Origin of the sequence: Alteribacillus persepolensis, from assembly GCF_900099605.1 — a bacterium.
Classification (GTDB): Bacteria; Bacillota; Bacilli; order Bacillales; family Marinococcaceae; genus Alteribacillus; species Alteribacillus persepolensis.
Map to the genome: position 1 here is coordinate 24,001 of NZ_FNDK01000007.1, position 15,154 is coordinate 39,154.

13 protein-coding genes are annotated in these 15,154 nt (G+C 40.5%); 7 read left to right on the forward strand and 6 right to left on the reverse strand.

The window, feature by feature from the left end:
• Positions 1 to 3: 3 nt before the first annotated feature.
• Genes glgD through glgB form a run of 3 tightly spaced genes read right to left on the reverse strand, consistent with a single transcriptional unit; the run spans position 4 to position 4,197 of the window.
• A complete protein-coding gene (glgD, locus tag BLT18_RS07405; RefSeq protein WP_091272623.1) occupies positions 4 to 1,110 on the reverse strand; it encodes a glucose-1-phosphate adenylyltransferase subunit GlgD in 1,107 nt (368 codons plus the stop codon).
• Positions 1,111 to 1,128: 18 nt separating this feature from the next.
• Positions 1,129 to 2,283 (reverse strand): glucose-1-phosphate adenylyltransferase, encoded by a 1,155-nt coding sequence (locus BLT18_RS07410; protein ID WP_091272624.1) that lies wholly within the window; start codon positions 2,281 to 2,283, stop codon positions 1,129 to 1,131.
• Between the two features lie 15 nt (positions 2,284 to 2,298).
• Entirely contained in the window at positions 2,299 to 4,197 is a 1,899-nt protein-coding gene (gene glgB / locus BLT18_RS07415; RefSeq protein ID WP_175487413.1) for a 1,4-alpha-glucan branching protein GlgB, read from the reverse strand.
• 354 nt (positions 4,198 to 4,551) lie between these two features.
• Between glgB and BLT18_RS07420 the strand changes: the two genes are divergently transcribed.
• Together BLT18_RS07420 and BLT18_RS07425 are read left to right on the forward strand one after the other, a co-directional pair.
• The gene (locus tag BLT18_RS07420) at positions 4,552 to 6,288 is read left to right on the forward strand and encodes a phospho-sugar mutase (protein ID WP_091272626.1); all 1,737 of its coding nucleotides are present in this window, start codon (positions 4,552 to 4,554) and stop codon (positions 6,286 to 6,288) included.
• Positions 6,289 to 6,413: 125 nt separating this feature from the next.
• On the forward strand, positions 6,414 to 7,238 hold the full coding sequence (locus BLT18_RS07425) for an arylamine N-acetyltransferase (protein ID WP_175487414.1): 825 nt from the start codon (positions 6,414 to 6,416) through the stop codon (positions 7,236 to 7,238).
• 275 nt (positions 7,239 to 7,513) lie between these two features.
• Here BLT18_RS07425 and BLT18_RS07430 read toward each other — a convergent pair whose 3' ends face one another.
• Entirely contained in the window at positions 7,514 to 7,786 is a 273-nt protein-coding gene (locus BLT18_RS07430; RefSeq protein WP_091272629.1) for an acylphosphatase, read from the reverse strand.
• Between the two features lie 148 nt (positions 7,787 to 7,934).
• Here BLT18_RS07430 and BLT18_RS07435 point away from each other — a divergent pair, with 148 nt between their 5' ends.
• Complete coding sequence (locus BLT18_RS07435) at positions 7,935 to 9,350, forward strand: SpoVR family protein (protein ID WP_091272630.1); 1,416 nt, start codon at positions 7,935 to 7,937, stop codon at positions 9,348 to 9,350.
• An 85-nt stretch (positions 9,351 to 9,435) separates the two neighbouring features.
• On the opposite strand, the gene BLT18_RS07440 is transcribed toward BLT18_RS07435, so the two are convergent.
• Positions 9,436 to 10,668, reverse strand: coding sequence for an aminopeptidase (locus BLT18_RS07440; protein ID WP_091272632.1), 1,233 nt, complete (start codon positions 10,666 to 10,668; stop codon positions 9,436 to 9,438).
• A gap of 341 nt (positions 10,669 to 11,009) precedes the next feature.
• Here BLT18_RS07440 and BLT18_RS07445 point away from each other — a divergent pair, with 341 nt between their 5' ends.
• Positions 11,010 to 11,546: an LOG family protein gene (locus BLT18_RS07445; protein ID WP_091272633.1), complete on the forward strand. Its 537-nt coding sequence runs from the start codon at positions 11,010 to 11,012 to the stop codon at positions 11,544 to 11,546.
• A 45-nt stretch (positions 11,547 to 11,591) separates the two neighbouring features.
• On the opposite strand, the gene BLT18_RS07450 is transcribed toward BLT18_RS07445, so the two are convergent.
• On the reverse strand, positions 11,592 to 12,146 hold the full coding sequence (locus BLT18_RS07450) for a LemA family protein (protein ID WP_175487415.1): 555 nt from the start codon (positions 12,144 to 12,146) through the stop codon (positions 11,592 to 11,594).
• A 227-nt stretch (positions 12,147 to 12,373) separates the two neighbouring features.
• Between BLT18_RS07450 and BLT18_RS07455 the strand changes: the two genes are divergently transcribed.
• Genes BLT18_RS07455 through BLT18_RS07465 form a run of 3 tightly spaced genes read left to right on the forward strand, consistent with a single transcriptional unit; the run spans position 12,374 to position 15,146 of the window.
• Complete coding sequence (locus tag BLT18_RS07455; protein ID WP_091272637.1) at positions 12,374 to 13,522, forward strand: acyl-CoA dehydrogenase family protein; 1,149 nt, start codon at positions 12,374 to 12,376, stop codon at positions 13,520 to 13,522.
• A gap of 45 nt (positions 13,523 to 13,567) precedes the next feature.
• Positions 13,568 to 14,932: an acetyl-CoA carboxylase biotin carboxylase subunit gene (locus tag BLT18_RS07460; RefSeq protein WP_091272639.1), complete on the forward strand. Its 1,365-nt coding sequence runs from the start codon at positions 13,568 to 13,570 to the stop codon at positions 14,930 to 14,932.
• A gap of 1 nt (position 14,933) precedes the next feature.
• Complete coding sequence (locus BLT18_RS07465; protein WP_091272640.1) at positions 14,934 to 15,146, forward strand: acetyl-CoA carboxylase biotin carboxyl carrier protein subunit; 213 nt, start codon at positions 14,934 to 14,936, stop codon at positions 15,144 to 15,146.
• Positions 15,147 to 15,154: the final 8 nt, after the last annotated feature.

The window sequence follows — 15,154 nt, forward strand, 5'->3', positions numbered from 1 at the left end:
TCATTAAATAGTTGATCGTTTGGCAATGGCATATGGTTGTTCTTTCGCACCGATAATCATTCGGTTTTTTGAAACCGTTACGTCTTTATCGATAATCACGTCTTCTAACACAGCACCTTCTTCAATATGGCAGCGCTGCATAACAATCGAGTTTTTGACTTTCGCTCCGTGGTCAATTTTCACCCCGCGAAAAATAATGCTGTTTTCCACTTCGCCTTTGATGACACAACCATTGGCAATGAGGGAGTTTTTAACTTCAATGTGGCTGTTGTACTTAACAGGGGGTTCATCTTTGATTTTGGTATAAACAACGTGATCAGAAAAAAACAGCTCCCGGTACTTTTCTGGATCTAACAGCCGCATGTTATGTTTATAATAACTTTCTAAAGAGTTTACAACAGCGGCATAACCTTCATGCTGATATGTTTGGATGTGAAGTTTGTCAAGATTGTTTTTGATGCCATCATGAAAAAGGTTTTCCTTGCCTCTTGAAATACATTCTTCAACTAAATCTAGGAACAGGCGTTTCCCAATAATGTACATTCCAGAAAAAACGGCAGGGTTGGTTTTATCATTTGTGAGTGCCGTAACCCAGCCGTACTCATCGTGCTCAGTTTTTAAACAGTTGCGATGCTCTTCTTCTAAGGTAGGAAAGGTCTTTGTAATTAAGGTAATGTCAGCTTCTGTTTGCAGATGATGACGAAAAGCTTCGTGGAGAGGGATATTGCTGACAAACTGGCTGCCGCTGACACATACATATTGCGAGCTTCCTCGCGAAAAAAAGTCTCTGTTATTATGAAAGTGCTGCAAATCTCCTTTAGAGACATCTGTTGGATCATTCCAGTCAGGCGGAAGGATAAACAATCCGCCTCGTTTACGGTCTAAGTCCCATTCGGCTCCAGTACCGAGATGGTCCATTAAAGATCGATATTTGTTTCGTGTGAACACAGCAATATCACGAATGCCTGCATTGCACATATTAGAGAGCGTAAAATCAATTAATCGATAGCGTCCTGCAAATGGCACCGCAGCACCGCATCGAAAGTATGTTAGTTCTTGAAGAAAATCGTATTCTGAATCAAGGTTTACAACACCCATCATATCCGCCATAATATTCCCCTTTCGTAATTAAAGCTGATTGGCATAAGAAAATTGTTCGAAAATGGTGTCCTTATCAATAACAACCACCTGTTCCTCATCGGCAGGCTTGATCACACAACCATCGGGAATGACTGTATTTTCTTTGACAACGGCCCTTTCTACTGTGACCTGTTTTCCTACTTGTACGTTTGGCATAATAACGGAGTCTTTCACAAAAGAATCGGATTTTGTTTCCACGCCGTAAAACAAAATAGAACGTTGTACGCTGCCAAACACTTGGCATCCTTCATTAATCATTGAACCTCTTACAGTGGCTTCTTTACCAATATAGTGAGGAGGCTGATTCGGGTTAACTGTATAAATGCGCCAATCAGGATCATCAAGGCGCAGCTGCGACTCATCTTCTAATAAGTCCATGTTTGCTTCCCAGTAGCTTTGTACAGTGCCAACATCTTTCCAGTAGCCTCGAAAAGGAAAGGCACTTAATTTACGATGGTCACCCAGCATTTTGGGAATAATATCTTTACCAAAATCATGGCTGGAATCAGCGGAGGCTGCATCATCTGTTAAATACTGACGCAGCACTGGCCAGTTAAAAATATAAATTCCCATGGAAGCCAAGTTGTTTTTGGCATGCATTGGTTTTTCTTCAAAATCTGTAATAGTGTAATGTTCATTGGTATTCATAATGCCAAATCGCGATGTTTCTTCCCAAGGTACTTCAATTACGGAGATAGAAGCATCTGCACCTGTTTCTTTATGGAAATCAAGCATGGCTGAATAGTTCATTTTGTAAACATGGTCACCTGAAATAACAAGCACAAACTCTGGATTATATTGGTCAAGATAATGAAGATTTTGATAAATAGCATCAGCGGTCCCGGAGTACCAATTGCCGCCGTTTTTCACCCGGTGCGGCGGCAATATGCTCGTGCCGCCGTCACTGCGGTCCATATCCCATGGCTGGCCTATTCCAAGATGGCGGTTAAGAGCAAAGGGAGCATATTGGGTCAATACTCCAACGGTATCAATGCCTGAGTTTGCACAATTGCTTAATGTAAAATCAATAATCCGGTATTTTCCACCGAAATAAACGCCAGGTTTGGCCATGTTTTTTGTCAACAGACCGAGTCGAGTTCCTTCTCCACCAGCAAGAAGCATACCAACACATTCTTTTTTCATGTAATGCGTCTCCTTTTAATCAAACTTTTTTAAAATACTAATTGCAAAAGGGGGGATTTTTAGCTGCAGCGATTGCAATTGATTGTGCCAAGCGATAGGTTCTGAAAATAAAGTGGTGTCATTTACTTGATGAGAACCGCCGAAGCTATCCAGGTCAGAATTAAAGATTTCTTTGTAAGAGCCAGGTTCTGTCACTCCTATTCGAAAATCATAGTGAACAACAGGAGTGAAGTTGCAAATAATAAGAAGTGTGTCTTCTGCACAGACGCCATGCCGGCAAAAGACAAGAATGCTTTGTTCATGGTTATCTGGATCAATCCATGTAAAACCAGCCGGTTCATGGTCCCGGTCATACAAGCCAGCATGATGTTGATAGAAATGGTTCAGTTCTTTGACATAATGATGCATTTGTTGATGAAGGGGGAACTGCAAAAGCTCCCAGTCAAGATCGTCTTTATCTTTCCACTCATCATATTGAGCCAGCTCAGCTCCCATAAATAGCAGTTTTTTTCCAGGGTGGGCCATCATATAGCCGAGTAACAGCCGAAGCTGAGCGAACTTTTGCCATTGATCGCCTGGCATTTTGTTTAGAAGTGATTTCTTTCCATGCACGACTTCATCATGCGAGAAAGGAAGCAGATAGTTTTCTGAGTAAGTGTACATATGGGAAAAAGTGAGCAGTTCGTGGTGGTACTTGCGGTAAATGGGGTTCAGTTTCATATATTGGAGAATATCATTCATCCACCCCATGTTCCATTTGAAATTAAATCCTAAGCCGTTTTCATGAACCGGTGCACTGACAAGCGGCCATGCTGAACTTTCTTCAGCCATCATTAATGCTGAAGGGTAGTAGTGGAATACAGCTTTATTTAACTTTTGTAAAAATGCCAGCGCCTCTAAGTTTTCATCGCCTCCATAGGAATTAAATACAGCGTCTTCTCCTTCGTTTTTATCAAAATTTAAATAGAGCATGCTTGCGACTGCATCTGTGCGGAGACCGTCAATGTGAAATTCTTCAAACCAATAAATAGCATTGGAAATTAAGAAGCTTTGTACTTCGGGACGTCCGAAATCAAATGTTAACGTTCCCCAAGACGTTTTTTCAGCTTTGCGTTTGTCTTCGTATTCATACAAAGGTTCACCATCGAACAAACGCAAACCATGATCATCTTTACAAAAGTGCCCGGGAACCCAGTCCATAATCACTCCTATGTTATGATGGTGGCAAGTATTAATAAAGTATTTAAAATCATCAGGGCTTCCGTATCTGCTTGTTACAGAATAGTAGCCACTAATTTGATACCCCCATGATCCGTCAAAGGGGTGTTCAGACAGAGGCAGCAATTCAATGTGGGTATACCCGAGTTCTTTTACATAGGGGACTAAAAGGTCAGCCAGCTCTCTATAAGAATAAAAACTTCCATCCTCCTTTTTTTTCCAAGTCCCTGCATGCAGCTCATAAATGAGGAGTGGAGACTGATAAGGATTTTTATGTTGTTGTTGTTTCTGCCAGGAGTTATCCGACCATAAAAACGAGCTGCTCGGCCGGGTGATAGATGCTGTTGCAGGACGGATTTCGGATTGAAAAGCATAAGGATCGGACTTAAGCAAAACCTGGCCTGTTGGTGCGGTAATTTCATATTTGTAAGCGGCTCCTGCTTGAATATGGGGAATGAAACCGGCCCATAAACCAGCATCACTTACTTTTTCTAAAGGGTGACATGCTCCGTTCCAATTGTTGAAATCACCTGCTACACAAACGCGTGCTGCATGTGGAGCCCAGACAGCAAAACGGTACCCCGGTTGATGGTCTAATTGGTATGGGTGGGCTCCAAGAAGATGATGACTATGAAATAACGTTCCTTGATGAAATAAGTAGATGTCATCTTCTTTTAAACATTCAGAAATTTTCATGACGTTCCTCCAACTACTCGACACTTTATTTATTTTTTGACCACAAAACAATTTCTTCTTAAATTGCATAATCCCTTCCATTTTTTAAAAATTAACTAAAATAAAACATTTTTACATATTTGTAATAAATGGATGTTAAAAACGCCTATTTTTATGTTTTAAAAGGATTGTCTAATTCAATGAAGAACTATAAATTATAAACAAGAAATGGCAGATAACAGCTGTTTCTATGTTAAAATCAAGTCGTGAAAATGATTAGCGGCTTGGTGAAGAAGTGTTGCTGTACTTTTTTAGAAGGGTCTGTTTGTTCTTTAAAAGCTGAGTTGAAATGAAAGATAGAAGGAGTCGGTGTTAATGGATTGGAAAAAGCATTGGGAACGCTGGAAACATTGTGGGTGGCTGGGTGAAGATTTGCAGAAACAGCTTGAAAATATACAGAATGATGAACAGACATTAGAAGATTGTTTTTATAAATATATGGACTTTGGAACAGGCGGAATGCGCGGGGAATTAGGTCCTGGTACGAATCGTATGAATACGTTTACGATTCGAAGAGCTGCAGAAGGACTGGCTCGGTATATTGAAGAACACGGAAATAACGCTAAAACCCGCGGGGTTGTCATTGCATTTGATTCAAGACACCGTTCTAGAGAGTTTGCGCTAGAAACGGCGTTAACGTTAGGAGCACATCACATCCAAACATACATATTTCGTGATTTGCGTCCAACACCAGAACTTTCCTATGCGGTCCGTCATTTAAATACGTTTGCAGGTGTGATGATTACTGCCAGTCATAATCCTCCTGAATATAATGGGTTTAAGCTTTATGGCAGCGACGGCGGACAATTTCCTCCTGAGCCGGCAAAAGAAATTATGAAAAAAGTAAACGAAGTAGAAGATGAACTTGCTATAAAGACAGCTAATGAAAATGACATGCAAGCGTCACGGCTTTTACAAGTTATAGGAGAGGACATGGATACAGCTTATAATGATGAACTGCAAACAATTAGTATCCATCCTGAACTAATACAAGAAAAAGGGGATCGTGTTTCCATTGTTTTTACACCTCTACACGGAACTGCCAATATACCTGTTACTAGAGTCTTAGAAACGAGTGGTTTTACCAATGTCCATGTTGTTAAAGAACAAGCGCTGCCTGATCCTGAATTTTCTACCGTGAAAAGTCCCAATCCTGAAGATAAAGCTGCTTTTGAATTGGCAATTGAAGAGGGGGTGGAGCGTGATGCAGATGTATTGATTGCAACAGATCCCGATGCCGATCGAGTTGGGCTTGCGGTAAAAGGGAAGGACAATCATTATCAGTTACTTTCAGGTAATCAGACAGGTGCATTAATGTTAGAGTATTTGCTATCGCAACGGAGCAAAAAAGGTACACTTTCCAAAAATGGCGTCATGTTAAAAACGATTGTGACCTCGGAGATTGGACGTGCAATTGCTGAAAATTACGGAGTAACAACAATAGATACATTGACCGGCTTTAAATTTATCGGCGAAAAAATGAAGCAATTTGAAAAAGAGAATACCTATGATTTTCAGTTTGGGTATGAAGAGTCATATGGTTATTTAATTGGTGATTTTGTACGAGATAAAGATGCTGTGCAGGCTTCTTTATTGGCAGCTGAAATGACATTATGGTATAAAGAACAAGGCAAAACATTATACGATGGCCTCATCGATATCTATGAAAAATATGGATTTTACCTGGAAGATCTTGATTCCCTAACGTTAAAAGGGAAAATTGGAGAAGAAAAGATAGAAGGATTGCTGAAAGATTTTCGGCAGCATCCGCCTCTTTCGATTGGAAGTAAAGACATTACTGTGATTGAGGATTACCAAACATCTGAACGTTGGTATGTGCGTGAAGACAGAAAGGAAAGTATTCACTTGCCAACGTCTAACGTTTTAAAGTATAAAAGAGAAGATGGTGCGTGGTTTTGCATTCGTCCTTCCGGTACGGAACCTAAGGTGAAATTTTACTTTGGTGTTAATAAAGCAAACTTGGAACAAGCAGAAGAGACATTACTGCAGTTAAAAATGGATATTATGACGCAAGTCCATCAATACGTATAAACAGCAAGGCAATGCGCTCCGGGCACACACAACCGGAGCGTTTGCTAATCAATGTATTGTTTTCAGATAAAAGTATTTTTTATGGGATGGCGCGGTTGTGCCGCAGCATAAAGGGGTTTTATAGTATGCACAGCTGGACGAACGACTACTTAGACACATTACAATTAAAACGCGAAACTCCTTCAAAGAAATATCTAAAAAAAATTATCCGTGCGCACGTACGCACGTTTCCATTTGAAAATGTCAGCAAATTATGGTTGTATGAACGCTATCAAGATAAAGCTCCGATTCCTTCTGTGGAACAATTTTTAGAAGGTTATTGGAAATATCAAACGGGAGGAACATGTTTTGCGTTAAATGCGTGTTTATTTGATTTATTAACATCTTTAGGTTTTGAAGGATATCTCATCCGCCCAGGCGAAGAACACATGGCGATGATTATATATGATCCCGATGTAAAAGGACGGCGGTTGTATGTGGATGTTGGTACGACAGCTCCTTTATTTGATCCTATTCCTTTTCAAGGCCGAAAACAGTTAATTCCGCCATTTGCTGGTGAAAAACTATTATTTTTACCAGGTTCAAATGAGGGAGAGTATACATATATTCGTGTCCGGGGAGGACAAATTATCGATAAAAAATGGACATTTTCCATTTACGACAGTGTCACAAGAGAGGATTTTAAACCGTTTGTGAAAGCAACGTTTAGAGAAGATGCTGTGTTTATGAATGTCTTGCGTTGTCAGCGATGGGAACCCGAAAAAAGAAGAGGGCTTTCTCTAGTTAATAGGAAGTTTATGATTAAAAATGGCAATGGCGGTGTCCTCACAAAAACGATTTCAGATGAAAATGCGTTAAGGCAAGTGTTAAACGAAGAATTTCACATGCCGAAGCTGCCTGTTTCGATAGCTGTCGAGGTGCTTCAAAAGAAAGGAATTCATTTGTTTTAAGGCTAAATAGTAAAAAAGGGGGAGTCTCCTTCCTCTTTTGTATGGATAGAAAAGCATAAAATGTGGGTATGGGTGAATGATCAGTGTTTTTAGCATGTTCATAATATCCATATACGTGCGGCGAAGCCATCATCTGCACCTGAGGGCTTGGCACTGGTCAGGTTGTCTTTATCAAGAAAAAGCATGCACATGTGTTTGTCTTAACATATGAGACATGAACACATGTGCATGTTTTGATTAGCGACTCGGGTTTACAACGTGTGTGCATCTTCTTGTTAATACGTAATGTGAAAACGGTCGTTGTGGTCAACTGTATCTGTTTCATGAATATCAAGATAGTCCACACTCGACATCGTACTTCCGTTTTGTACCGCTGCAATAAACATCTGCATCGCTGAATCTTCTCCTTCGGCCTTGATTTCTACTGTTCCATCGTTCTTGTTTCGCACCCACCCTTTCATACCAAGTTGAAGTGCTTTAGACTGCACAAAATTGCGAAATCCCACTCCTTGTACTTTTCCGTGAACGATGATATGCTGTTTGGTCATGCAATGTGTCACCTCCATCGTTATATTTCCACTTTCGGCGTTTTCCCACACATAAAATGAAATCTTTGCAGAAACGAAAAGAGAATTGTTCATTGTCCGATTTTACGTTCATATAGTAGTAAGTAAGAAGCGTGGAGGAGGGGAAAACGTGAAAATTGAAGAAGAAAAAGAGCTGACCCGGGCCATTGATGAAATTACTGAAATTGCTGAAGGGTTCGGTTTGGACTTCTATCCGATGCGTTATGAAATATGTCCAGCAGATATTATTTATACATTTGGTGCATATGGTATGCCTACCCGTTACTCTCACTGGAGTTTTGGGAAACAGTTTCATAAAATGAAGCTGCACTATGATCTTGGCTTGAGTAAAATTTATGAACTGGTTATCAATTCCGATCCTTGTTATGCATTTTTACTGGACAGCAATGCACTCATTCAAAACAAGCTGATTGTTGCGCACGTTCTGGCTCACTGTGATTTTTTTAAAAATAATGTCCGCTTTTCCAATACACGAAAAGATATGGTTGAGAGCATGTCCGCTGCTGCAGAGAGAATATCTCATTATGAAATGGTTTATGGAAAAAAAGAAGTAGAAACATTTTTGGATGCTGTATTGGCAATACAAGAACACATCGATCCAAGCTTGGTTCGCCCGAAACTTGATTGGTCTATGGAAGAAGAAGTCGAAGAGCCTGTGACTAATCAGCCTCCGGGTCCTTATGAAGATTTATGGAGATTAGATGAAACAGAAGCCAAACCGAAAGAGCGAAGAAAAAAGAAAGCTTTTCCACCGCAGCCGGAAAAAGACTTGTTGTTGTTTATTGAAGAATACAGCCGTGAACTTGAAAGCTGGCAGCGTGATATTTTAACAATGATGCGGGAAGAAATGTTATATTTTTGGCCGCAGCTAGAGACGAAAATTATGAACGAGGGCTGGGCATCTTATTGGCACGCTAGAATTTTGAGGGAAATGGATCTCAGCACTGAAGAAAGTGTAGAGTTTGCTAAATTAAATGCCAGTGTTATACAGCCATCACGGACAACGATTAACCCTTATCATTTAGGACTTAAAATCTTTGAAGATATTGAAGAACGTTATGACAATCCAGATGAGCGGTTAAGAGAATTAGGGGTCAAGCCAGGAAGCGGACGGGAAAAGCTGTTTGAAGTAAGAGAGCTGGAGTCTGACACATCATTTATTCGTAACTATGTCACAAAAGAGTTAGTGCAAAAAGAAGACATGTATATCTTTCAAAAACAAGGACGCGATTATACAATCGTGGACAAAGAATGGCAAAACGTACGAGACCAAATTATACGTTCTCGCGTGAATGGGGGATTTCCATATTTAACAATTACAGATGGAGATTATGCAAAAGCGGGAGAATTGTATATTACCCATCATTATGAAGAAGAAGAGTTAGACTTGAAGTATTTGGAAAAAACATTGCCATATGTATATCAACTATGGGGCCGGACTGTACATGTCGAAACTATAGTTGATAAAAAGCCCGTTTTGTTTAGCTATAATGGACGTAAAGTTCACCGAAAAACATTATCTTAAACGGAAAATGTCCCCACCTTGAAATATCCCTCTAAACGTCAGCGTTTATCGCTGACGTTTAGAGGGACTTCGTTTTTGGAGGTGATTAAATGGCCCATTCGCCATTTCTCATAATAGGTTCCGTGCTGCCGTCTTTATGTTGACCATCAATATTCATATCAGCACTTCCGACCATAAAGTCAACGTGTGTAATACTAGTGTTTATTCCATGTGCTTCTTTTTCTTCTTTACTCATGTCTGTGCCGTTTTGTACACAGAATGCATAGGCACTGCCAATCGCTAAATGATTTGAGGCGTTTTCATCAAATAAGGTGTTATAAAAAAGTGTCCCTGTTTGTGAGATTGGTGAGCTGTGCGGAACAAGTGCTACTTCGCCTAAGTAATGCGAACCGTCATCGGTTTCAATGAGATGTTTTAACGTTTCTTTACCTTGCTTTACTTGATAGTCGACAATTTTGCCGTTTTTAAAGTGCAGTGTGAAGTCATCAATAATATTTCCACTGTAATTTAATGGTTTTGTGTTTGTTACGTATCCGTTTACCCCCGTTTTATGTGGAGCAGTAAAAACTTCTTCTGTTGGCATATTAGGGATAAATGAAACACCATCTTGATTTTTACTTCCCCCGCCTGTCCAAATGTGGCCTTCAGCCAGCTCGATGGTTAAATCCGTGCCAGGAGCGGTGTAGTGCAGCTGTGTAAACTGTTTATTATTCAATAAGTCAGCTTTTTCTTGCAGTTTTTGCTTGTGCTCTTCCCAGTTTTGAACAGGGTCCTTTTGATCAGCACGGACAGCTTGAAAAATGGCTTCCCACAACTTCTGTTCTGCTTCTTTTTCTGAAGCATCAGGGAATACTTTTTGCGCCCAGCCCGGGGATGGGGCGGCAATGACAAGCCAGCTGACTGTATCCGACTGAATGTATTCTCGAAACATTTCCATCGCTTCACCAGCAGCTTTATTGGCTGCAGCAATTCGATTTTGATCAATTCCTTTTAACAAGTCAGGATCGGTAGACTTAACGGTGATAAAAGCTGCACCTTCTTGTGCTAATTGTTCCCTTCCTTGAGCCACCCAGCTTGGGAATTCATGAAAGGCTTCATCAGGCGCTTTTTCATATTTCATACGAGTGAGTGCTTCGTCAACCCAGTCTACATGGACGTTTTTTGCTCCATTGTCATAGGCTTTTTCTGCTAACAAATGAACAAAAGAAGCAGAAGTAATGGGCGCGGATATAAATAGAGTTTGGTTATTTTGAAGGTTGACTCCTTGTTTTACAGCCAGTTCGGCATAGTTGTCTAAGTGCTGTTCAAACGTATTCATTTACATTCTCCTTTTAGAAAAATAAGCATATTTTTTGTTCCACTGACCGAAAAGTATAAAATGTCAGCATGGATGAAGAATCATCAATGTGTCGTTAACATATTGTAAACGAACAGCCGTGTCCGTCCAGCAAGGCTGCCGCCTGCGCTTGAAGACTTGGTGCGGCACTGAGCTTTTCTTAAAAATGTTAAAAGATTAATCAGTACCAGCTATATTTGGTTTGAAAGTATTGTAACATATATACGGATGCTGTCAGATAAGGATGTTTTTTACAGAGGGGTAATACACATAGTATACAACATTTTTATCTCGATCATAAACAAACAGGGGGAATGAAATGGATGAACACCTTAACAGTGTTTTGTGGAGCCAAAAAAGGTAATAGGCCCATATATATTCAAGCTGCGCAAAAACTAGGGCGTTTAGCAGCAGAGTTAGATGTTGAAATCATCTATGGAGGATCAAGTTCAGGACTGATGGGTGCCGTGGCTGATAGTGCCTTGGAAAAAAACGGAACTGTGACAGGTATTATTCCAGAAGAACTGAAGCCGCAGGAGATTGCCCATCAGCACGTATCACGCTTAATTACAGTAAACAGTATGCACGAAAGAAAAGCTTTAATGTATGAAAAAGGTGATGCATTTGTAGCACTGCCGGGTGGGATAGGGACATTAGAAGAGTTTATGGAGGTCATCACGTGGGGAGCCATCGGACAACATGAAAAACAATGTGCGCTCTTAAATGTCGGGAATTATTATACACCACTCGAAGAACTGCTCGAACACATGGTTCACGAAGGATTTTTAGCCAAACATATTAAAGAAAAAATTGTTATTGAAGAAGACGTCGAAGCATTATTGCATAAAGTCAACAGTTAATAAAATGCCCTCTAAAAAATCGCCTGCGTATAAGGAGGCGATTTTTTAAGAGGGCATTTTAATGGAACGGTTTTGTTTGCCTGACATATTAATCGTATTTCTTTTATAGAAATTATGGATGTTGGCAACAAAGCGAGTGGGTGGAGATTGTATTTTGGTGTTGTATTTATCGACAGTATTGTTATACATTTTTACGGCTTTTTGGATTTTGGCGTCTGTTTCATTCACTTTTTTTTCAAGAGAGCGAAAAGCTTGGTCTTTTCGTAATTCTGGAATTTCATCTAACGATAAAATGTGCTCTAATGCTTCGGAAAGCTCTTGATTAATGTCTAGCTGATGATGACGGTTGTCGTTAGGGGAAGCCAGCTGACTCCGTAATTCTACAATTCTTTCTAAGGTTTGCTGTTCATAGCGGACGTGCGGCTGCACAATATCAATAAACGAAGGGATTATTTCCATTCTCTGCTGCAATTGTGCATCAATCTCTGCCCACGATTCTTCGACCCAATTCAAATATTTTATTAATGAGTTGTATCCAATTATCCAGCTAACGATAGCGATAATGATAACAATGCCGAGAATAGCGCCAAAAAGGGTCAAGTCAATAAAACCTCCTTTACGGCTAAAGCCTTTAACAAAATGTGCCAACTACACAATACATTATCATACAATCAGTATAGCACGTTTTCATCATATCTATCATTCTTTAACAAGAATTGGTGATGAAATATATGTTTAAGAACATACATATAAACATACGCGTTATAAAAAAGAAAGGAAAGACTTGATGCAGTGTGTGATTGTACAAAGGGGGTTTGAAGAGACATATGGATTTTGAGTTAACGAACGAACAGCAAATAACAAAAAGCATGGTAAAAGAGTTTGCAGAGCAAGAAATTGCACCAAAGGCTATAGAGGTCGATAGAAATGCGCGGTTTCCTATAGAGACATTTCAAAAAATGGGAGAACTTGGGCTGTTGGGTATTCCGTTCCCCGAAAAATACGGAGGGGCAGGCGGCGACACTATAACATATGCGCTTTGTGTAGAAGAAATAGGAAAAGCTTGTGCAAGCACAGGTCTTAGTTATGCTGCAGCGGTATCATTGGGGGCAAGTCCCATTTATCAGTTTGGGACGGAAAAACAAAAACAACAGTACTTGATGCCGCTTGCTTCAGGCAAAACCCTGGGATCATTTGGTTTAACAGAACCTAATGCTGGTTCAGATGCAGGAGGTACGCAGACAAAGGCAAGAGAAGAAAAAGATGGTTATGTTATTAACGGTGAAAAATGCTGGATTACCAATGCACAATATGCCAGTACGGTTATTGTGACAGCGGTAACTGGTAAAACAACGTCTGGAAAAAATATCATTTCTGCATTTATTGTACCAACAGATACGAAAGGTTTTAAGATTACCAGTCCTTATGAAAAAATGGGGGTTCGCGGATCAAACACGAGCGAGTTAATTTTAGAAGAAGTGAAAGTGCCAAAGGAAAATATACTTGGTGATCGACAAAAAGGATTTCAGCAATTTTTGCACACGTTAGACGGCGGAAGAATATCAATTGCTGCTCTTGCGGTAGGTATTGCCCAAAAAGCCTATGAGAAAGCACTTCATTATGCAAAATCAAGGAAGCAATTTGGGAATCCGATTGCTTCATTTCAAGCGATTCAATTTAAGTTAGCAGATATGGCGATGGAAATTGAAGCAGCTCGTCAATTAGTGCTGAAAGCAGCCTGGTTAAAAGATAACAGGAAACCATTTAAAAAGACGGCTTCTTTTGCAAAACTATTTGCCTCAGAAATGGCTACGAAAACGTGTAATCAAGCGCTGCAAATTCACGGAGGATACGGATATATGCGTGAATACGAAATAGAAAGAATGTTAAGAGATGCCAAACTATTAGAAATTGGAGAGGGGACATCTGAAATACAACGTCTTGTTATTGCCAGGGAAATTGGCTGCTTGGAATAAAGCAGACAGAAGTATCATTATGTTGTTAACAAGGGGGAAGACCACTTGTTTGGAAAGATTCTTATTGCTAATAGAGGCGAGGTTGCATGTAGAATTGTACGAGCTTGTGAAGAGTTAGGGATCATGTCTGCAGCTGTATATTCGAAGGCAGATGCTGATGCAGAACACGTTCGAAGAGCGGACGAAGCATATCCGATTGGTCCATCACCTGTAAAAGACAGTTATCTCAACATGGAATCGATTTTGCAAGCAGCCAAAGATGCAGGATGTGACGCGATTCATCCAGGTTATGGGTTTTTGTCTGAAAATGCAGACTTTGCAAGGCGCTGCGAGGTGGAAGGGATTACGTTTATTGGACCTTCAGCAGAAGTCATTCGTCTTATGGGAGATAAAATCAGAGCCAAAAACACGATGAAACAAGCAGGTGTACCGATTATTCCAGGTACAACAGCTGCGGTTGCGGATGTGGCATCTGCTAAACATTTTGCCAAAAACTATGGTTATCCCCTGATGGTAAAAGCATCAGCCGGCGGCGGCGGTATTGGCATGGAGCAAGTCAATAATGAGCGTGAATTAGAAAAAGCGATGGAAGGGAACAAAAGCCGGGCGAAGGCATACTTTGGCGATGATACCCTGTATATCGAAAAGAAAATAGAACGTGCCAAACACATTGAAGTACAAGTGGTAAGTGATGCACGTGGGAAGATAATCCATCTCGGGGAAAGAGAATGCTCGATTCAACGGCGCCATCAAAAAGTTATCGAGGAAAGTCCATCTTCGTTTCTTGATGAGAAAACGCGTCAAAAAATGGGAGAAACAGCAGTACGAGCGGCAGCATATATCGGATATGAAAATGCGGGAACGTTAGAGTTTTTAGTAGATGAGCATCAAAACTTTTATTTTCTCGAAATGAATACACGACTGCAAGTGGAACATCCAGTGACAGAAGAAGCGGTAGGAGTAGATATTGTCCAGTGGCAGATTCGCATTGCTGCCGGGGAAGCGCTCTCGATATCACAATCGGATGTTGCACCCAGGTCTCATGCGATAGAAGCACGTATTTATGCGGAAGACCCTGTGCGGTTTTTTCCGTCACCGGGCACTATTACCCACCTGTCATTACCTAAAGCAGCACATATCCGTCATGAATGCGGAGTGAGGGAAGGGTCGGTGGTTACACCTTTTTATGATCCACTGCTGGCAAAAATCATCGCCGTTGGAAAAAATAGAAAAGAATGTATCAGCCGCCTCATCCAAGCGCTCCGCCACTATAAAATAGAAGGAATTAAGACTAATATTCCAATGATTATGCAAGTGCTTTCTCACGATGTGTTTATAAGCGGTCAAGCAGATATAACGTTTGTGAACAATATGCTGGCTGAGTGTGATAACGAAAAAGGGAGGAAGTAATATGAATGTTATTTCGGCGGCAATGGCAGGTAGTGTGTGGAAAATACTGGTGAAACCAGGTGATAACCTCGCGGAAGGCCAAGAAGTGGCTATTCTTGAGTCCATGAAAATGGAAATACCGATCACGGCAGAAAAGAATGGAAAAATAAAAGCTGTCTTAAAACAAGAGGGCGACTTTGTGAATGAAGGAGATGCATTGTTTGAATTGGAATAAAGAGGGAG